Below are 18,930 nucleotides of genomic sequence, written 5' to 3' on the forward strand. Positions count from 1 at the left end.
GATTGCACTTGCCGATCCGGCAAGAGTACCGAGCCCGGCGCGGGCTTGCGCGGCGCGGCGCTACAATCTCCGCATGACGACTTTTCTTGCTGGAATTGACTTCAATGCACCATCGCACGAGGTGGCGCGGCTGCTGATCGGGGTGACCGTGCTGGTCGATGGCGTGGGCGGCCGGATCGTCGAAACCGAGGCCTACGACCGCGAAGATCCCGCTTCCCACACCTATAACGGGCCGACCGAACGCAACGCCGCGATGTTCGGTCCGCCGGCGCATGCCTATGTGTACCGCTCGTACGGCATCCACTGGTGCCTCAACTTCGTGTGCCGGGAAGAGGGCCATGGCGCCGGTGTGCTGATCCGCGCGATCGAACCCTTGCACGGGATCGAGACGATGGCCGCGCGCCGCGGCTTGCAGGATCCGCGGCTGCTGGCTTCCGGTCCCGGCCGGGTCTGCCAGGCGCTGGGCATCACGCGCGAGCACAACGGCAAGCCGCTGGCGCTGCCGCCGTTCCACCTGCTGCCACGCGATGCCGAGGCGATGGCGTTGCCGGTCGCCGCCGGTCCCCGCATCGGCATCTCGAAGGCGATGGACACACCGTGGCGCTTCGGCGTGGCCCGCTCGCCATACCTGAGCAAGCCGTTCCGCCCGTAACGCCCCAGCCGCTCGCCGCGCCGCCGTGCCCCTGTCAGCCGCGCTGCCGGTGGCGGTCGCTGCCGTGCACCGGCGCCTGCAGCCGCAGCCCGCGCATCGCGCTGTCCGTCGCCCGGCGTTCGTCATCACGGGCGCTCGCGGGGAGCGCGCGGGCCGGCTGATCGCGTACCGCATCCAGTTCGAATACGTTCACCGCGCGCGACAGGCTGACCGCCTGTTCCTGCAGGCTTTCGGCGGCGGCGGCGGCCTGTTCGACCAGGGCCGCGTTCTGCTGCGTGACGTCGTCGATCTGGCCGACCGCCTGGTTGACTTCGGCGATGCCCTGCGCCTGTTCCGCGCTGGCCGCGCTGATGCGGCCGATGATGTGGTTCACCTGCTGCACCGATGACACGATATCGCCCATGCTGCGGCCGGCCAGGCTGACGGACGCGGCGCCGTCGTCGATCGTGGAGACCGACCTGGCGATCAGTTCCTTGATTTCCTTGGCCGCCGCCGCCGAGCGGGCCGCCAGCGTGCGCACCTCGCTGGCCACCACGGCGAAGCCGCGCCCCTGCTCGCCTGCCCGGGCCGCCTCCACGGCGGCATTCAGCGCCAGGATATTGGTCTGGAACGAGATGCTGTCGATCACGCCGGTGATTTCCACGATCTTGCGCGAGCTGGAGCGGATCGATTCCATCGTCGTCACGGCCTGCGACACGGCATCGCCGCCTTTTTCCGCCATCGAGGTGGCGGTGGCCGCCAGCCGGCACGCTTCGCGGGCATTCTCGGCGTTCTGGCGTACGGCCGTCGTCAGGCTGGCCATCGCGCTGGCCGTTTCCTCCAGCGAGCCGGCCTGCTGCTCGGTTCGGCTGGACAGGTCCAGGTTGCCCACCGCGATTTCATGGGAAGCGGTATCGATCGACTGCACCGCGCCGCGGATCGTGCGCAAGGTCTGGTTCAGGTTGGCGATGCTCTGGTCCAGCACGCGCGCCGTTTCCGCGATCTCGTCGCGGCCGGCATTCGGCTTGGCGGTGGTGAGCCGGCCCGCGGCCAGGCTGCGCACCACGTCGGCGATCGAGCGGATATCGCGCAGCAGCGCGGTGCGCACCAGCATCGATACCAGCAATGACAGCGCTACCGACAGCACGCACAAGGCCGCCATCGCGATGCCCAGCTGGCGGAACTCCGCCTTGGCCGCCGCGTGCGCCGTTTCCGACAGCGATTTTTCCAGCGCCGCCAGCCGCTGCAGGTCTTCTTCGAGCAGCACGAACTGGCGCTCCGCCTTCTGCATCGCATTGGTGGCGATCGACTGGTCCATCTGGGCCATCTCGATGGTTTCCAGCACACCCTTGCGATAGGCGATCAGCGCCTGGCTGGAGGCGTCGACCAGCTTGCGCTCCTCGGCGTCGGACACGCGCGCCAGCTGTACCAGCTGCTGTTCGATGCTGCGGTGGCGGGAGTGGATGCGGTCCGTCAGCTCGTCCAGCCGCGTTTTCGCGAAGCTGCCGTTGACCCATGCCAGCAACTGGTAGATGTTGGCATGGGCGAACTTGGCTTCGCCGGCGATGTCCGCCGTGGCCTTCAGGCGCGCGGCGCGCACCTGCACCAGGTTTTCCAGCGATGCGTTCTGGCGCACCATGCCGATCCAGGCGCAGGCCGTGATGGCCACCAGCAAGATCAGCACGACGCTGGGCGCCAGCAACAGTTTGGGACCGATTCGTAATTTGTTCAACATGACTGCTCCCGCCAGGGATGATGGATGAATGAAGCTTGGATGAGTGAAGCTTGGATCAATGAGGTAAAGAAAGGATGCGTGGCGCGCGACCGGTGGGCGGCGTCTTTATTTCTTGTAGATGCCGGCTTCCAGCACCACGTCGCCGACGCGCAGGATGTACGTCGTCTTCGGTTCGATCTTGCCGCTGACCGGGTTCTTGTACATGTAGTCGACCCAGCCCTTGCCGTCCTTGGCGGCCAGCTGGATGATCTCGCGGCGATACACCTTGCCGCTGGCGTCCGGCACGTCGGTCAGGTTCTTGCCGACGATCGACGGGTTGATCGGATGGGCGATCACAATGCCCGTGTTGATGTCGCGCATGTCCACATACAGCTCGCCCTGCACGAATTCCGGGTCCTTGGCGGCCAGCTTCTTCATCAGCGCTTCCTTGCCGTTGGCCTTCATGAATGCGGCGCCGCGTTCGGCCATGGCGATCGCATCCTTCTCGGTCGGCTGGGCGGCGAAGACGAAGGCGCTGACACTGGCAAATGCGAGGTAGGCCATGCTGCGGATCAGTACTTGTTTCATGGGGAGCTCCCGTGGTTGGTCAAGGTCAAACCATTGTGCGCCGATGCTGCCGGCGAGAAATTGCGCTAGCGCAAGGTGTCAGAAAACGCGACGAAAATTTTCCGTGCGGATATTGATTTACTGCAACATGATCAGTTGGGGCATGTCTACGATGTGGATTCCCTTAACCCGGAGCAACCAACGGAGCATCCACAATGACGACCGATTTCGCCCCGCAAAAATTCAAGCCGTACACCCGCCAGAGCATCCGCCAGGCCCGCCAGTGGCAATGGCTGCCGCCGGACCAGCAGGAAGCCGTGCAGGTGGTCTCGCACGTGCTGCCGTTCCGCACCAACGAATATGTGATGGAGAACCTGATCGACTGGGCCAACGTCCCGGACGATCCCATCTACCGCCTGGTGTTCCCGCACCGCGACATGCTGCCGGTGGACGAGTACCGCCAGCTGCGCGACCTGGTGATGGTGAAGCAGGACGATGCCGCGATCGCCGCGCTGGTCCACAAGATCCGCATGCGCATGAACCCGCACCCGGCCGGCCAGATGACGCACAACGTGCCGCGCGTGAACGACCACGTGCTGAAGGGCCTGCAGCACAAGTACAAGGAAACCGTGCTGTTCTTCCCCAGCGCGGGCCAGACCTGCCATGCCTACTGCACGTTCTGCTTCCGCTGGCCGCAGTTCGTGGGCATGGACGACATGAAGTTCGATGCCCGGGAAACCACGGAGCTGGTGTCGTACCTGAAGGCGCACGAGGAAGTGACGGATGTGCTGATCACCGGCGGCGACCCGATGGTCATGAATACCCGCTCGCTGGCCGAATTCATCGAGCCGCTGCTGGCGCCGGACATGGCGCATATCCAGAACATCCGCATCGGCACGAAATCCGTGGCGTACTGGCCACAGCGCTTCGTCACCGACAGGGATGCGGACGACCTGCTGCGCCTGTTCGAGAAGGTGGTCGCAAGCGGCAAGAACCTGGCGATCATGGGGCACTACAACCACGCCGTGGAACTGCGCCAGGACATCGCCCAGAAAGCCGTCAAGCGCATCGTCGGCACCGGCGCCACGCTGCGCATGCAGGGCCCGCTGATCCGCCACATCAACGAAGATCCGCACAGCTGGGCCGAACTGTGGCGCACCGGCGTGCGCCTGGGCGCGATCCCGTACTACATGTTCGTGGAGCGCGACACCGGGCCGAGCGAATACTTCCAGTTGCCGCTGGCGCGCGCGCACGAGATCTTCCAGCAGGCTTACCAGATGGTGTCCGGCCTGGCGCGCACGGTGCGCGGCCCGTCGATGAGCGCCTTCCCCGGCAAGGTGGCGATCGATGGCGTGGTGACCATCAACGGCGAAAAGCTGTTCGCGCTGCAGTTCCTGCAGGCGCGCAATCCGGACTGGGTGAAGAAGCCCTTCTTCGCCAAGTACGACGAGAACGCCACCTGGCTCGATCACCTGAAGCCCGCCTTCGGCAAGGAGAAATTCTTCTTCGAGACCGACGACGCGCCGCAGGCGCTGCACGTGCCGCCGCAGCGCAAGGTGATCCCGATCACCAGCGCGCGCTCGTGCACCTCGCAGGGCAACGCCGCCTGACCATGGCCGCACCCGCGTCCGTATCCTCGCCTGTCCTCCATCCTGCGCCCACCTGCACGGCGCCGATGGCCCGCATACCTGGCGGGCGGCTGTCCGGGCCGGCCATGCTGTGTCTCGCGCTCCTGCCTTTCGCGCTGGGGCATTACCTGTCCTGCCTGTTGCGCACGGTGAACGCGGTGCTGGCGCCGCAACTGGTGGACACGGCGGCGCTGACGCCGGGCGACCTGGGGCTGCTCACCAGCGCCTATTTCCTGGCGTTCGCGCTGGCCCAGTTGCCGGTCGGGGTCGCGCTGGACCGCTTCGGGCCGCGCCGGGTGCAGGTGCCGATGCTGCTGCTGGCCGCCGCGGGCACGTTCGCCTTCGCGTCCGGCACGGGCTTCGCGCAGCTGCTGGCCGCGCGCACGGTGATGGGGCTCGGCCTGGCCGGCTGCTTCATGGCCGCGGTGAAGGCGATCGCCATGTGGGTCGCGCCGGAACGCATGCCGTCGGTGCAGGGCTACCTGATCGCCGCCGGTGGCCTGGGCGCGGCCTCGTCCACGCTGCCCGTCACCCTGTTCCTGCAGCACGCGGACTGGCGCGCGCTGTTCGTCGTGCTGGCGCTGTGCTGCGTGGGCGTGGCGCTGCTGGTGCTGCTGCTGGCGCCCGCGCAGCCGGCCGCGCCGCGACAGGCCTTCGGCATGGCGGACCTCGCCGAGGTATTCCGCCACCCGGCATTCCGCGAGACAGCGTCGCTGGTGCTGGTGCCGCACGCGGTGTTCTTCGGCATCCAGGGCTTGTGGATCGGGCGCTGGCTGACGGACGCGGGGCGGTGCTCCGAACAGGACGTGGCATGGCTGCTGTCCATCGGCATGGCCGCCGTGATCTTCGGCGCGATCGCGGTGGGCACGGTGACCGAATGGGCGGGCCGGCGCGGCGCCGAACCGATCACGGTGGCCGGCATCGGCGTCGCGCTGTTCGTCGCGGTGCAGTGCGGCTTCGTGGTGGCCTGGCAGCCCGCGGCTTCGCCTGCTTCGTTTTCCTACTGTGCGATGCTGTCCGTGCTGTTCGCCCTCGTGGGCACCGTCACCGGCATCGAATATACGATCGTCGCGCGGGCGCTGCCGCCGGCACTCGCGGGACGTGCCGCGACGTGCCTGAACCTGTTGATCTTCACCGGTGCCTTCCTCGTGCAGGCGGGCTTCGGCCTGGTCGTCGACCTGTGGCCGCCGGACGCCGCGCAACGCTATCCGGCCGCCGCCTACCGGGCCGCGTTCCTGCTGCTGGTGATGCTGCAATTGCCAGGCATCGTCCGCTTCTTCCGGCGCCGGCGCAGGCCGCTTCTCGCGAACCCTGTAGAATCTCCGCTTTGACCGGAAGCGCAGGCTCCTGGCCCGCTTTCGCCGCATCATGTGTAGGAGAGAAAATGAAACTGGTTCGTTATGGGCGCGTCGGCAAGGAAAAGCCGGGCCTGATCGATGATGAAGGCAGGCTGCGCGACCTGTCTGGCGTGATCGGCGACCTCGCCGGCGCCAATCTGTCGGACAAGGTATTGAAGAAGATCGCCAAGGTCCCGCACGACACGCTGCCGCTGGTGCGCGGTAATCCGCGCTTCGGCGTGCCGGTGGGGAAGGTGGGCAAGTTCATCGGCATCGGCCTCAATTACGCGGACCACGCGGCCGAATCGAACTTGCCGGTGCCGAAGGAACCGATCGTGTTCATGAAGGCGATCACCAGCCTGTCCGGCCCGGACGATCCGGTGATGCTGCCCAAGGGCTCGAAGAAGACGGACTGGGAAGTGGAACTGGGCGTCGTCATCGGCACCCGCGCGCGCCATGTCAGCGAAGCCGATGCCGAGAAATACGTGGCCGGCTACTGCGTGGTGAACGATGTCTCCGAGCGCGAGTTCCAGCTCGAACGGGGCGGCCAGTGGGACAAGGGCAAGGGCTGCGACACGTTCGGCCCGGTCGGCCCGTGGCTCGTCACGCGCGATGAAGTATGGGACGTCAACGACCTCGACCTGTACCTGGAAGTGAACGGCAAGCGCATGCAGACGGGGAACACGTCGACGATGATCTTCAAGGTGCCGCAGATCGTTTCGTACCTGTCGCAGTTCATGACGCTGGAACCGGGCGACATCATCGCCACCGGCACGCCGCCCGGCGTGGGCATGGCGCGCAAGCGCTTCCTGAAGAAGGGCGACCTGCTGCGGCTCGGCATCGCCGGGCTGGGCGAGCAGCAGCAGGATGTGATCGGGTTCCAGCAGTTCTGATCAAGCCGGCCGGATCGCCGCCAGGGCCCGGCCCAGCGCATCCGACAGGCGGTTGACGATCTGCGCCAGGTCCGCCTCGGTGGCGATGAAGGGCGGCGCCAGCAGGATATGGTCGCCGCGCCTGCCGTCGGCCGTGCCGCCCATCGGGTACACCATCAGCCCGCAGTCCATCGCCTGCTCCTTCACCGCCGCGAACAGCTTCAGGTCCGGGTCGAACGGGCGCTTCGTTTCGCGGTCCTGCACCAGTTCCAGCCCCACCAGCAAGCCGCGGCCGCGAATGTCGCCCACGTGCGGATGCGTACCGAAGGCGTCGCGCAGCATGCGCCGCAGCGTGGTGCCACGCACGGTGGCCGCGCCCAGCAGGCAGTCGCGCTTGATGATCTTCTGCACGGCCAGCGCGGCGGCCGCCGCCACCGGGTGGGCGTTGTACGTGTGCCCGTGCTGGAAGACGCCGCTGCCGCCGCGCAGCCGTTCCACCACGTGGTCGCGCGCCAGCACGGCGCCGATCGGCTGGTAGCCGGCGGCCAGGCCCTTGCCGAGCGCGACCAGGTCCGGTACCACACCATCCTGCTCGATGGCGTACAGCGTGCCGGTACGGCCCATGCCGCACATGACTTCGTCGGCGATGAACAGGATGCCGTACTTGTCGCACAGCGCGCGCACGCCCTTGAAGTAGCCGGGCGTGGGCGGCACGGCGCCCAGCGTGGCGCCCACCACGGGTTCGGCGCAGAAACCGATGATGCTGTGCGGGCCCACCTCGAGGATGGCCTGTTCCAGCTCGGCGAGCAGGCCGGCGGTGTATTCGGCGACTTCCTGCCCGGCCGGCCGATAGCGGTATTCATGGCATGGCGACACGCGCGCCACGTCCATCAGCAGCGGTTCGAACTGCCTGCGGCGCGCCTCGTTGCCGCCCAGTGCCAGCGCGCCCAGCGTATTGCCGTGATAGCTTTGCTGGCGGGCGATGAAGATGCGGCGTTCGTGTTCGCCATTCTCGACGAAGTACTGGCGCGCCATCTTCAGCGCCGATTCCACCGCCTCGGAACCGCCGGACACCAGGTACACGTTGTTCAGGTCGCCCGGTGCATCGGTGGCCAGGCGCTGCGCCAGTTCCTCGGCCACGTCGGTGGTGAAGAAGCCCGAGTGCGCGTAGGCCGTCGTTTTCATCTGCGCGCCCATCGCGGCCAGCACGTCCGGATGGCCATGGCCCAGCGACGACACGGCCGCGCCGCCGCTCGCATCCAGGTAGGTATTGCCTTTGCTGTCGCGCAGGTACATGCCGAACGCGCACACGGCGGTGGGTGGCGTATGGCGCAGGTTCCGGTGGATCATCTTGCTCATGGTGTCCTCGTCGTGGTGGCTTGTCCTGGCGACAGTAGCCTTGAGGAAACACCGTGGTATTGATTTATCTCGTGCCTTCAGCGAGTATTTCCCACATGACAGATCGCCTGCCCCCGATTGCGCCGGAACATATGACGCCGGAACAACACGTCGCCGCCCAGGCCGTCATCGACGGTCCGCGCGGCGCGCTGTACGGTCCCTTCGTGCCGCTGCTGCGCAGCCCCGAACTGATGCAGCATGCGCAGCGGATGGGCGAATACCTGCGCTACCGCAGCGCGCTGGGCCCGCGGCTGGCCGAACTGGCGATCCTGGTCACCGCGCGGCACTGGAACCAGCAGGTGGAGTGGGCGATCCATGCGCCCATCGCGGTGGAAGCGGGCATTGCGCCGGGCATCGTCGACGCCATCGCGCAGCGCCGCGCGCCAGCCGGCCTGGCACCGGACGAGCAGGCGGTGTTCGACTTTTGCATGGAGCTGCAGCGGGACAGGCGCGTGTCCGACGCCACGTATGGCGCCGCGCTGCGCCGGTTCGGCGAGCACGGCGTCACGGACCTGATGGGATTGTGTGGCTACTACACGTTCCTGGCGATGGTGATGAACGCCGCGCAAACGGCGGCGCCACCATCCCCGGCCGCGCCACTGCCGGAGTGATGTCAAATAGGGCGGCGAGAAACGGTGACAGTCACTAATGCCGTTAAGTTAAGTCCACCCAAGGGCAAATTCCGGGGTCAGGGGGGAGTGCTGGCACGTATGCCAGCACCGTTGCGCAGGCGCGAAGCATGCTTCGCGAAACCCCTGCTTCACCCCGGCGGGGCGTAGTCGGGGTTTCAAGGAGCGTCGCTCCTTGCCGACGTAGCGATACTGGCCTGCAAGCCAGTATTCCTCCCCTGACCCCAGCCCTTTGCTGTTGGGGGGAATGCATGCGCTTTGAAAAACGGTGACAGTCTTACTTCAGGATCTTGTGCAGCCAGCCGGAGATGTCGTTCACTTCTTCCGGGCACACGGAGTGCTGCATGTAGTAGTCATGCCACTCGACCTGGTAGCCCAGCGATTTCAGCAGGTCGCGCGAGGCGGTGGCGCGGGCGATCGGGATCACCGGGTCGAGCCGGCCGTGCACGAGGAAGATCGGGGTGTCCTGGTTGGCGGGGCTGCGCTCGGCGGCCACCTTGTCGGCCATCGGCACGTAGCCGGACAGGCACAGCAGCCCGGCCAGCTTTTCCTGGTGGCGCAGCCCGGTCTGCAAGGTCATCGCGCAGCCTTGCGAGAAACCGCCCAGGATGATGCGGCTGGCCGGGATGCCGCGCGATTTTTCCCGGGCGATCAGGGCTTCCACCTGCGCCTGCGAGGCGCGCAGGCCTTTTTCGTCTTCCTGGCGGCCCAGGTCGGTATGGGCGATGTCGTACCACGAGCGCATCACATAGCCGCCGTTGATGGTCACCGGCATGGTGTTCGCGTGCGGGAAGATGAAGCGGATGCCCGGCAGGCCGGACAGGTTCAGTTCCTTCACGAACGGCACGAAGTCGTTGCCGTCCGCGCCCAGGCCGTGCATCCAGATGATCGCGACCTGCGGGTTGTCGTTGGTGGAAACTTCGATATTGGGCAGTACGTCGATCATGATGTCCTCGTCATTGCAGGGGCGTGGCCGCTGCCTTGTTGTCGGGTGGATTGCGCAGTGCCGACTTCGGCCGGAACGCCTTGCACACCGCGCCATCGGTTTCGATATACGGGCCGCCGATCAGGTCGATGCAGTAGGGCACGGCGGCGAAAATGCCGGCGGCGACCTGGTTGCCGGCGTCGTCCTTCAAGCCTTCCAGCGTTTCCTTGATGGACTTCGGCTGGCCGGGCAGGTTCATCACCAGCGCGGCATGAGGTGGCGACACGTCGGGTATCTCGCGGATCACGGCGACCTGCCGCGACAGGATCGCGGTCGGCACGAAATGCAGGCTGATCTGCCGCATCTGCTCGCCGAAGCCCGGCATTTCCTTGGTACCGATGGCCAGCGTGGCTTCGGGCGTCACGTCGCGGCGGGCCGGGCCGGTGCCGCCGGTGGTCAGCACCAGGTGGCATTTCACCGTATCGACCAGTTCGACCAGCGTGGCTTCGATGGTGGCGCACTCGTCCGGGATCAGGCGCGTCTCGACGCGGAACGGCGTGGTGATCGCGCTGCGCAGCCACTCTTCCAGCGCGGGGATGCCGGCGTCCTGGTAGACGCCGCCGCTGGCGCGGTCCGACACCGACACCAGCCCGATCACGAGCTCGGCCGGCTCCTGGCTCACCTGGTCATTCGTCCCGTTCGTCATCGTCCTCATCCTCGGCATCGGCGTCGGCATCCGCAGCCGCCTTGGCCGCGCCGCGCGTTTTCGCGTCCAGTTCCTTGAGCAGCTGGAAGATCTCGCGGTACGCCTTCGGCGGCTTGTTCTCGGCCTGTTCCTTGCGCGCATTGCGGATCAGCGCGCGCAGGTGCTGGGCATCCAGTTCCTGGTGCTCGGCCAGCAGGGTGGTCAGTGCCTGGTCGTCGGCCAGCAGCTTGTCGCGGCGGCGCTCCAGCGCATGCAGCGCGGCCGTATCGGCCTTCGACGCGCCTTTCCAGCCTTCGATGGTGCGCTGGATGATGGCCACTTCCTCTTCGGTCAGCGTGCGCATCTTCTTGCCGACGAATTGCAGCTGGCGGCGGCGGCCCTCGTGATTCTTGATGTTCTGGCATTCCAGAATGGCATCCTTCACGTCCTCCGGCATCGGCACGCGCTTCACGCGGTCGCGCGGCTGTTCCACCAGTTCGAGGCCCAGGGCTTGCAGCGCGTCGGACTGGCGTTTCATTTCGGTCTTGGAGGGACGCTCGTATTTTTCCTGGAACTCGGAGGAATCGAAGCCGACGGCCCCGCGGTTTGCATTTGGCATGATGAAAAACGCGCCACTTCAGGCGCGCCTGTAAAAACGGTAAACGGCTGCTATGATAACTGTTTTAAAGATTAGCCGACCAAAACACCCTATGAGCGAATCGCATTTCACCCACAGCCAGGACCAGTTGAAACAGATCGCGCGAGACGTATTGAGTTATGCGCGCGAGACCGGCGGCACCGATGCCGCCGTCGAGATCAGCGAAGGTAGCGGCCTGTCGGTGTCGGTTCGCAAGGGCAAGATCGAGACGATCGAGCAGAACAAGGACAAGGGCCTCGGCGTCACCGTCTTCGTCGGCCAGAAGCGCGGCAATGCATCGACGTCGGATTTTTCCACCGCATCGCTGCGCGCCACCGTCGAAGCGGCCTACAACATCGCCCGCTTCACGGCGGACGACGAAGCGGCCGGGCTGGCCGAGGAACACCTGCTCGAACGTGACCCGCGCGACCTGCAACTGTTCTACCCGTGGCCGATCAGCACCGAGGAAGCGGTGGTGCTGGCGCAGCGCGCCGAGGCCGCCGCATTCCAGGTCGACCCGCGCGTGACCAACAGCGAAGGCGCCGGCGTGCACGTGCAGCAGTCGCACTTCGTGTCGGCCAACTCGCGCGGCTTCATCGGCGGCTACCCGTATTCGCGGCACACCATCTCCGCCACGCCGATCGCCGGCAAGGGCGCCCACATGCAGCGCGACGACTGGTACAGCTCGGTGCGCGATCCGAAGAAGCTGGCCACGCCGGAAGCCATCGGCCGCTATGCCGCCGAGCGCGCGCTGGCGCGGCTGAACGCGCGCCAGATCACCACGCGCACCTGCCCGGTGCTGTTCGAGGCACCGCTGGCCGCCGGCCTGCTGGGTGCCTTCGTGCAAGCCACGTCGGGCGGCGCGCTGTACCGCAAGTCCACCTTCCTGCTCGATACGCTGGGCCAGCAGGTGTTCCCGGAACACGTGCAGGTCAGCGAAGATCCGCACGTGCCGGGCGGCATCGGTTCGGCGCCGTTCGATGAAGAGGGCGTGCGCACGCAATACCGCGATGTCGTCAAGGATGGCGTGCTGCAGGGCTATTTCCTGTCCACCTACACGGCCCGCAAGCTGGGCATGCAGACCACCGGCAACGCCGGCGGCTCGCACAACCTGTCGCTCACGTCGAACCTCACCCGGCCGGAAGACGACTTCGCCGGCATGCTGAAGAAAATGGGCACCGGCCTGCTGGTCACCGAACTGATGGGCCAGGGCACCAACTACGTGACGGGCGATTACTCGCGCGGCGCCTCCGGTTTCTGGGTCGAGAACGGCATCATCCAGTATCCGGTGGAGGAAATCACCATCGCCGGCAACATGAAGGAAATGTTCCGCCAGATCGTCGGCATCGGCAACGACGTGCTGATCCGTGGCACCAAACAGACGGGTTCCATCCTGATCGAAAAGATGGTCGTCGCCGGCAACTGAACAGTTGCCACGCCATCGGCGTTTCCCTACACTGTCCTGAGCAGTAACGTTTTTCCTACGCTATAAAAAACTCAGGAGACCGTATGGAACGTCGACGCTTCATTGCGAAGGCTGCCGCGGGCGCAGGTGCGGGCATCATCGCCGCTCCCGCCCTGGCGCAGTCCCAGCCCACCATTTCCTGGCGCCTCGCCTCCAGCTTCCCCAAGTCGCTGGACACGATCTTCGGCGCTTCGGATACCTTCACCAAGCGCATTTCCCAGCTCACCAACGGCAAGTTCACCATCCGCTCGTTCGCGGCCGGAGAAATCGTGCCGGGCCTGCAGGTGCTCGATGCCGTGCAAGCCGGCACCGTGGAGTGCGGCCACAGCGCCTCGTACTACTACTTCGGCAAGGATTCCACGTTTTCCTTCGATTGCGCGGTGCCGTTCGGCCTCACGTCGCGCCAGCACACCGCCTGGTATGACCAGGGCGGCGGCCGCGAACTGATGCGCGCGTTCTTCAAGGACTACAACATCATCAATTTCCTGGGCGGGAATTCCGGCACGCAGATGGGCGGCTGGTTCCGCAAGGAGATCAAGTCGGTGGCCGACCTGAAGGGCACCAAGATGCGCGTGGCCGGCTTTGCCGGCAAGGTGCTGGAACGGCTGGGCGTGGTGCCGCAGCAGCTGGCCGGCGGTGACATCTACCCGGCGCTCGAAAAAGGCACGATCGATGCGGCCGAATGGGTCGGCCCGTACGACGATGAAAAGCTGGGCTTCTTCAAGGTGGCGCCGTTCTACTATGCGCCCGGCTGGTGGGAGCCGTCGGCCTCGTTCACGTTCTACGTGAACATCAAGGAATGGGAAAAACTGCCCAAGGAGTACCAGGCCGCCATCGAGGTGGCCAGCTACGAGGCGCACGTGTCGATGCAGGCCGAATACGACGTGAAGAACCCCACCGCGCTGGCCCGGCTGCTGAAGAACGGCGTCAAGCTGCGTACCTATCCGCGCGATGTGATGGATGCCTGTTTCAAGACTTCCACCGCCGTGATGGAAGAGGAAGCCTCGAAGAACGCCAAGTTCCGCAAGATCTACGACCCGTGGAAAAGATTCCGCCAGGACCAGAACCAGTGGGCCTCGGTGGCCGAGGCGCCGATCCAGAATTACCTGATCAATGCGGGGCGCGGAAAATAATATCCAGATAGAAAAATAAGATACTCCGAGGTTATATGAAGCCGGCGTGGTCGACCACCGCGCCGGCTTTTGTTTTGGCGCTGTGCGCGGTAATTAAGGGAACTTCCTGTCGGAATGATGATCTGATCTCCTGTTGAGCTACTTCATGCATATCGGGAGGCGACATGGGCACGGTGGATATTCGAGTACTGATCGAAGCGTTGATGCAGCAACAGCTTTCAGGAGATCAGGTCGCATTGCTGCAGGGCTTTTTGGCCAACGTCGAACAGCCAGGCCAGTGTCTTCGCCTGATCGAGGAAGCCGCCGGAAGGCCGCCGTGTCCGCGTTGCGGGTGCCAGCGCTCTCACCGTTGTGGGCAGGCAAGTGGCTTGCAGCGCTATCGCTGCGTGGTGTGCCGGCGCAGCTTCAACGCCTTGACCGGCACGCCGCTTGCCCGTCTGCGCCTGCGCGACAAGTGGCTGCATTACCTGCAATGCCTGATCGAGTCGACCCCAGTGCGCTCGGCAGCCAAGCGCGTCCGGGTGGCCAAGTCGACCAGCTTTCGATGGCGCCACCGTTTCATCACCGCCTTACTTCGGACGCCTCGTCCGCAGCTATCAGGCATCGTCGAGGCTGACGAAACATATCACCTCGAATCACAGAAGGGCTCACGGCATTTGAACCGCCCGCCACGCAAACGCGGCGGCAAGGCCAGCCAGCGCGGCATCAGCAGCGAGTTGGACTGTATTCTCGTCGCCCGCGACCGCAACCGGCAAACCTGCGACTTCGTCACAGGCCGCGGCCCGGTCACCGCTGGCCAGTTGTTGAAACACCTTAAGCCCGTGCTGGCGCCCGATGTACTGCTCATCAGCGATTCGGCCAAGGCGTACCAGGCATTTGCGAAGCACGCCGGCATCACACACGAGGCGATCAATCTGCGTGCCGGCATTCGGGCACGCGGCGCACTCCATATCCAGGGTGTCAACGGATGGCATGGCCGCTTCAAGACCTGGCTTCGGCGATTTAACGGTGTTGCCAGCCGCTACCTGGCCAATTACACCGGCTGGCAGCGTGTGCTTGATGCCGCCGAGCTGACAGCACCGAAGCAATGGTTGCGTGCTGCCGTGGCGCCCGCCTAGGGTCGTCGGCTCTTTGTCCCGCTCGGCCTGCAAAAAAGTTCCGTGACAAACGGCAAGGCCAATTAACGCGAACAGCGCCTTTGTTTTGGCTCCGCTATATTCAAACGCTATAGGTTTTTGGCGGTTTGGAATACCTCCGCCGTTTTATACGACCAACTTGGATATGCGTATTTGGTTTTATACAACGGTGACCAACTGGCGGTCGATTGCGCAATGGTGCACTGCAAAATACCGTCACTTCGATCACCTTGCTGAGCGATTCCGCAAAATGCTGCGCATTTCGCCGATTGATAACGGTTCCAGTTCCCCGCTATCCCGCCCGCCGGTGAATCGACGCCATTTTTATGCTGCGTTCGCAACTTTCTAATTCGATCAACTTGCTGAGTGATGGCCGGGTGGCCAATGTAACGCTGCAATAAGCCGCTTAAATATACCCACGTAATCAAGAGCAAGATTTCAATTAAAAAAGTGGAGTAGCGAATGCACAGTTTCACCAATAAGCCAATCCGGCTCAGCACGCTGAGCGCCGCCGTTTCGCTGGCGCTGGCGTCGATGGCGGCCAGCGCCCCGGCCCTGGCGCAGCAAGGCGCGACCGGCGCGGCCGCCGAGCCGATCCAGAAGGTGCAGGTGGTGGCCACCCGCGCCTCGCAGCAGTCGGGCATCGAGCGCAAGAAGAACGCCGCCACCGCAATGGATTCGATCGTCGCGGAAGACGTGGGGGCCTTCCCCGACCGGAACGTGGCCGAGGCGATTTCGCGCATCGCCGGCATCGCCGTGGAGCGCGGCGACTTTGGCGAAGGCACCAGCGTGGCCGTGCGCGGCAATTCGCCGGACGTCACCCGCGTGGAGATCGACGGCCAGGGCGTGCAGGCCGGCGGCGGCACCGACCTGAATGGCGGCGGCAGTGGCCGCGGCGTGGAACTGCGCGAGATCTCGGCCGACCTGATCAAGAGCGTGGACATCGTCAAGGGTGCCACCGCCGACATGACGGAAGGCTCGCTGGGCGGCGGCGTCATCATCAAGACCCGCACCGGCCTGGACTTCAAGAAGCCGTTCTATTCGCTGCGCCTGGCCGGCTCGCAGAACTCGCTGAACAAGGACTGGACGCCCGACGGCAACCTGGTGCTGGCGAACCAGTTCCTGAACGGCCGCCTCGGCGTGGTGTTCAACGGTTCCGCTTCGCAGTTGCGCAACGAAGGGCACTCGGCGCAAGTGACCAGCAACAACGCCGGCTATGCCCGCGCCATCGACTTCGACAACTCGCCGGAGAAGACGTTCGCATTCAACCCGTCTACCGTCGACCTCGACAACGCCAGCGCCACCCAGCCATTCCTGCAGAGCCAATTGGCCGCAGGGAGCGGGTTCTTCAATGCCGCCACGCCGCTCGAACTGATCCAGCGCTCGGCGGCGGCACAGAGCAAGGCGGACTGCCATGCGGCCTTCCCCAACCTGACGCCGGCCGAGGTCAATTCGATCAAGGAAGGCAACACCCGCACCGGCGCGATCAACCAGCGCGGCAATGAACTGCTGACGTGCCTGAACCAGTGGAACGATTACACGCCCCTGCAGCTGCGCTATGTGCAGAAGCGGCAGATCGACAAGCGCCGTTCATTCGACCTGCGGCTGGACTTCAAGCTGACCGACGAACTGACCGTGTTCGGCAAGGGCAGCTACCAGCGCCGCCGCGTGGACGACAATTTCCTGACCTACGGCCTGGGCGGCATGTCCGTCAATCCCACATCGACGGCCAGCCCTACCTACAGCGGCGCCGCCTATACCGAAGACAAGGCGGCCGGCACGCTCGTGCCGGTGGCCGGCTCCGGCTATTACAGCTACGCCACGCCGACCTGGCGCCGCGAGAACTTTCCATGGACGAACGCGGTGGTCAACGTCGATCCCCGCTCCGTCACGGTCGACGCCAACCACCATGTGACCGGGTTCACGATCGCCGACGGCAACATGAGCACGGACCAGATCCACAACATCATGGAAACCAGCAGCCGCTACCTGCAGCTGGGCGGCACCTTCCGCCGGGGCGGGCTGCTGGCCGAGTTCATGGCGGGCGATGCCAGGTCCGATTTCACCAAGGGCGACAAGCGCACCACCTTCACCTACAACTACGGGCCCGCGACGCTGTCGGTGCTGCCCAACGGCCTGTGGAGCTACGCTTTCCCGCAAGGCAACCCGTCCGCGGCCACGCCGGCGCAGTATGCCACCGTGCGCCCGGCGGCAGCGCCCCTGACCGAGGTGAAGGCGGCCGGCAATGTCTTCAATGGCGTGCCGGCCTATACGATCGACCAGCAGCCCTTGCAGTCGCAGGCACCGCAGATCACCTTCACGCCGAAGATCAGCGACACCAGCGAACGCACCGCGAAGCTGGACCTGACCTACTCGCTGCCCAGCGAAGTGCCGTTCCTGACGCGCCTGAAGACCGGCTTCAATTTCCGCGATACTTCCGGCAACAGCTGGGGCGCGGGCGGTTACGAGGCACAGTCGGCGGTGGGTGACTACGGCAAGCCGGGTTACCAGCGCGCGATCCTGGTGCCGTCGGCGAACGTGCGCAGCACCTTCGTCGCCTGCCAGGACACGCCAGGCTCGCTGGGCGCGGGCGGCAAGCCGTGCCAGTACGGTTTCGTACCGAGCAATTCGTATGGCGCCGCGACGATCCAGTCCGGCCAGACCGTGCTGACGCCGGCGCAGTTCCAGGATGTCATCGCGCAATCGATGCAGAAGGCCACCACCCAGTTCTTTGCCGGTGCCAAGGATCGCCCGGCCGAACTGATCAACGGCTGGACCGAGATCGACGTGGAGAAGGTATTCGGCATGGTCGGATCGCCGAACGTGAACTACAACTGCGTGAAGGAATGCGTGGGCACGGATGGCAAGGTGTACCAGCAACCGGTGAGCAAGTTCCGCGAGCGCACCAAGTCCGGCTACATCATGACCGACTTCGCGCTCGACCACGTGCCGTTCTCCGAACGCCCGCTGCCGTTCGGCATGGAGCTCGACGGCAATGCCGGCGTTCGCGTCGTCAATACCCGGGTCGAAGGCACCGGCAACATGACCTTCACGTCGATCGTGCCGACGGCCAATTTCGATCCGCAGAACCCGAACGTCGCCGGCGGTACGGCTACCACCTCGATCACGCGCGCCACCACGATGGAGGCCAGCGACACCGACTACCTGCCGATCTGGAACCTGGCGCTGTGGGTGGTGCCGAACCAGTGGGTGGTGCGCTGGCACCAGTCGAAGTCCGTGGCGCGCCCGGGCGTCAGTTCGCTGCTGCCATCGGGCACCTGCACGTTCGACGCGACGCGCGCGCTGGTGTCCGGCAGTGACGACTCGGACATGCGCTGCTCGGGCACGGTGGGCAATCCGGCGCTGCGGCCGCAGTCGAACCGCAACCAGAACCTGTCCGTGGAATGGTATCCGAACATCGACTCGATGTTCTCCGTCACCGCGTTCCGCCAGAAGGGCAAGGTCGGCCCGGCGCAGGTGACCGGCGTCAGCGGCATGAAGGTGTTCCAGGGTTCCAACCTGGTCGATCCGCAAACCGGCACGGCGCTCGATGATGTGGACTTCAGCTACAACACGTGGGAAAACGGCGCCGCCACCACCCGCAAGGGCTACGAGTTCTCGTCCAAGACGGCGTTCACGTTCCTGCCCTGGCACTTCCGCTACTTCGGCCTGGACCTGAACTACACCAAGCTGCGCTCGGCCACATCGGCCGTCAACGTGGTGGACCTGATCACGGGCGATCCGCTGCCGCCGGCCCGCGAGTCGAAGTACTCGTACAACTGGTCGCTGTGGTATGACGACGGCAAGCTGTCGGCCCGCGTGGCGGTGCAGGCCGTCGCCGAGTACTTCACCTGCATCGCCGCCTGCGGCGCGAACTCGGTGAACAACTACCCGAGCGCCGGTGGTGGCAGCCGGATCGGCGTGCAGCCGTACAACCCCGGCTCGCCGAACTTCCGCGATGCCAACCGCTTCATCGACGCCAAGATCGCCTACCGCATCAACGACTCGATCGAGATCTTCGCCGAGGGCCGCAACCTGGGCAAGGAAACCACCTCGAACAGCCAGGGCAAGTACGCCGCCTTCGCCGACGGCACGCCGAGCATCAACGACTACTCGTACCCGGGCCGGCGCCTGATGGTGGGTATCAACCTGCGCAATTGATGGGGGGAAATG

Annotated in this window: 15 protein-coding genes; 9 read left to right on the forward strand and 6 right to left on the reverse strand. The window is 65.2% G+C overall.

Annotated features, from left to right (window positions below; genetic code table 11):
• Positions 1 to 73: 73 nt before the first annotated feature.
• Positions 74 to 652: a DNA-3-methyladenine glycosylase gene (locus tag EYF70_RS01625; RefSeq protein ID WP_131143834.1), complete on the forward strand. Its 579-nt coding sequence runs from the start codon at positions 74 to 76 to the stop codon at positions 650 to 652.
• Between the two features lie 34 nt (positions 653 to 686).
• Here EYF70_RS01625 and EYF70_RS01630 read toward each other — a convergent pair whose 3' ends face one another.
• On the reverse strand, positions 687 to 2,366 hold the full coding sequence (locus EYF70_RS01630) for a methyl-accepting chemotaxis protein (protein WP_131143835.1): 1,680 nt from the start codon (positions 2,364 to 2,366) through the stop codon (positions 687 to 689).
• Positions 2,367 to 2,471: 105 nt separating this feature from the next.
• Positions 2,472 to 2,933, reverse strand: a complete 462-nt coding sequence (locus tag EYF70_RS01635; protein ID WP_131143836.1) for a cache domain-containing protein — start codon at positions 2,931 to 2,933, stop codon at positions 2,472 to 2,474.
• Between the two features lie 194 nt (positions 2,934 to 3,127).
• On the opposite strand from EYF70_RS01635, the gene EYF70_RS01640 reads away from it, so the two are divergent.
• From EYF70_RS01640 to EYF70_RS01650, 3 genes are all read left to right on the forward strand, one after another.
• Positions 3,128 to 4,522, forward strand: a complete 1,395-nt coding sequence (locus tag EYF70_RS01640) for a KamA family radical SAM protein (RefSeq protein ID WP_131143837.1) — start codon at positions 3,128 to 3,130, stop codon at positions 4,520 to 4,522.
• Between the two features lie 65 nt (positions 4,523 to 4,587).
• Positions 4,588 to 5,871 (forward strand): MFS transporter, encoded by a 1,284-nt coding sequence (locus EYF70_RS01645; protein ID WP_165497551.1) that lies wholly within the window; start codon positions 4,588 to 4,590, stop codon positions 5,869 to 5,871.
• Between the two features lie 53 nt (positions 5,872 to 5,924).
• Entirely contained in the window at positions 5,925 to 6,770 is an 846-nt protein-coding gene (locus tag EYF70_RS01650) for a fumarylacetoacetate hydrolase family protein (RefSeq protein ID WP_131143838.1), read from the forward strand.
• Here EYF70_RS01650 and EYF70_RS01655 read toward each other — a convergent pair whose 3' ends face one another.
• A complete protein-coding gene (locus EYF70_RS01655) occupies positions 6,771 to 8,108 on the reverse strand; it encodes an aspartate aminotransferase family protein (protein ID WP_131143839.1) in 1,338 nt (445 codons plus the stop codon).
• A 95-nt stretch (positions 8,109 to 8,203) separates the two neighbouring features.
• On the opposite strand from EYF70_RS01655, the gene EYF70_RS01660 reads away from it, so the two are divergent.
• Positions 8,204 to 8,758 (forward strand): carboxymuconolactone decarboxylase family protein, encoded by a 555-nt coding sequence (locus tag EYF70_RS01660; RefSeq protein WP_131143840.1) that lies wholly within the window; start codon positions 8,204 to 8,206, stop codon positions 8,756 to 8,758.
• Positions 8,759 to 9,053: 295 nt separating this feature from the next.
• Here the strand turns inward: EYF70_RS01660 and EYF70_RS01665 are convergent, their stop codons facing one another.
• From EYF70_RS01665 to yjgA, 3 genes are read right to left on the reverse strand one after another with little or no spacing between them, the layout of a single operon-like run.
• Positions 9,054 to 9,722: an alpha/beta hydrolase gene (locus EYF70_RS01665; protein WP_131143841.1), complete on the reverse strand. Its 669-nt coding sequence runs from the start codon at positions 9,720 to 9,722 to the stop codon at positions 9,054 to 9,056.
• 10 nt (positions 9,723 to 9,732) lie between these two features.
• Positions 9,733 to 10,407 (reverse strand): molybdopterin adenylyltransferase, encoded by a 675-nt coding sequence (gene mog, locus EYF70_RS01670; protein ID WP_229420661.1) that lies wholly within the window; start codon positions 10,405 to 10,407, stop codon positions 9,733 to 9,735.
• Positions 10,388 to 11,005, reverse strand: a complete 618-nt coding sequence (yjgA, locus tag EYF70_RS01675; protein WP_131143843.1) for a ribosome biogenesis factor YjgA — start codon at positions 11,003 to 11,005, stop codon at positions 10,388 to 10,390. The genes mog and yjgA overlap by 20 nt, the downstream gene beginning before the upstream one ends.
• Positions 11,006 to 11,096: 91 nt before the next feature.
• On the opposite strand from yjgA, the gene pmbA reads away from it, so the two are divergent.
• The 4 genes from pmbA (at position 11,097) to EYF70_RS01695 (ending at position 18,918) form a co-directional block, all read left to right on the forward strand.
• Positions 11,097 to 12,449 (forward strand): metalloprotease PmbA, encoded by a 1,353-nt coding sequence (gene pmbA, locus EYF70_RS01680; protein WP_131143844.1) that lies wholly within the window; start codon positions 11,097 to 11,099, stop codon positions 12,447 to 12,449.
• 83 nt (positions 12,450 to 12,532) lie between these two features.
• Positions 12,533 to 13,621 (forward strand): TRAP transporter substrate-binding protein, encoded by a 1,089-nt coding sequence (locus tag EYF70_RS01685; RefSeq protein ID WP_131143845.1) that lies wholly within the window; start codon positions 12,533 to 12,535, stop codon positions 13,619 to 13,621.
• Between the two features lie 164 nt (positions 13,622 to 13,785).
• Positions 13,786 to 14,739, forward strand: coding sequence for an IS1595 family transposase (locus EYF70_RS01690; RefSeq protein ID WP_131143846.1), 954 nt, complete (start codon positions 13,786 to 13,788; stop codon positions 14,737 to 14,739).
• Between the two features lie 480 nt (positions 14,740 to 15,219).
• Complete coding sequence (locus tag EYF70_RS01695; protein WP_131143847.1) at positions 15,220 to 18,918, forward strand: TonB-dependent receptor; 3,699 nt, start codon at positions 15,220 to 15,222, stop codon at positions 18,916 to 18,918.
• Positions 18,919 to 18,930: the final 12 nt, after the last annotated feature.

The organism is Pseudoduganella albidiflava (assembly GCF_004322755.1).
GTDB classification, from domain to species: domain Bacteria; phylum Pseudomonadota; class Gammaproteobacteria; order Burkholderiales; family Burkholderiaceae_D; genus Rugamonas; species Rugamonas albidiflava.

Bases quoted from the DNA above. Each gene is read 5' to 3' on its own strand.
- EYF70_RS01625 (WP_131143834.1), top strand. From the start codon at position 74: ATGACGACTTTTCTTGCTGGAATTGACTTCAATGCACCATCGCACGAG.
- EYF70_RS01685 (WP_131143845.1), top strand. From the start codon at position 12,533: ATGGAACGTCGACGCTTCATTGCGAAGGCTGCCGCGGGCGCAGGTGCG.
- EYF70_RS01640 (WP_131143837.1), top strand. From the start codon at position 3,128: ATGACGACCGATTTCGCCCCGCAAAAATTCAAGCCGTACACCCGCCAG.
- EYF70_RS01645 (WP_165497551.1), top strand. From the start codon at position 4,588: ATGGCCCGCATACCTGGCGGGCGGCTGTCCGGGCCGGCCATGCTGTGT.
- EYF70_RS01665 (WP_131143841.1), bottom strand. From the start codon at position 9,722: ATGATCGACGTACTGCCCAATATCGAAGTTTCCACCAACGACAACCCG.
- mog (WP_229420661.1), bottom strand. From the start codon at position 10,407: ATGACGAACGGGACGAATGACCAGGTGAGCCAGGAGCCGGCCGAGCTC.
- EYF70_RS01695 (WP_131143847.1), top strand. From the start codon at position 15,220: ATGCACAGTTTCACCAATAAGCCAATCCGGCTCAGCACGCTGAGCGCC.
- EYF70_RS01690 (WP_131143846.1), top strand. From the start codon at position 13,786: ATGGGCACGGTGGATATTCGAGTACTGATCGAAGCGTTGATGCAGCAA.
- EYF70_RS01655 (WP_131143839.1), bottom strand. From the start codon at position 8,108: ATGAGCAAGATGATCCACCGGAACCTGCGCCATACGCCACCCACCGCC.
- yjgA (WP_131143843.1), bottom strand. From the start codon at position 11,005: ATGCCAAATGCAAACCGCGGGGCCGTCGGCTTCGATTCCTCCGAGTTC.
- EYF70_RS01660 (WP_131143840.1), top strand. From the start codon at position 8,204: ATGACAGATCGCCTGCCCCCGATTGCGCCGGAACATATGACGCCGGAA.
- EYF70_RS01630 (WP_131143835.1), bottom strand. From the start codon at position 2,366: ATGTTGAACAAATTACGAATCGGTCCCAAACTGTTGCTGGCGCCCAGC.
- EYF70_RS01650 (WP_131143838.1), top strand. From the start codon at position 5,925: ATGAAACTGGTTCGTTATGGGCGCGTCGGCAAGGAAAAGCCGGGCCTG.
- pmbA (WP_131143844.1), top strand. From the start codon at position 11,097: ATGAGCGAATCGCATTTCACCCACAGCCAGGACCAGTTGAAACAGATC.
- EYF70_RS01635 (WP_131143836.1), bottom strand. From the start codon at position 2,933: ATGAAACAAGTACTGATCCGCAGCATGGCCTACCTCGCATTTGCCAGT.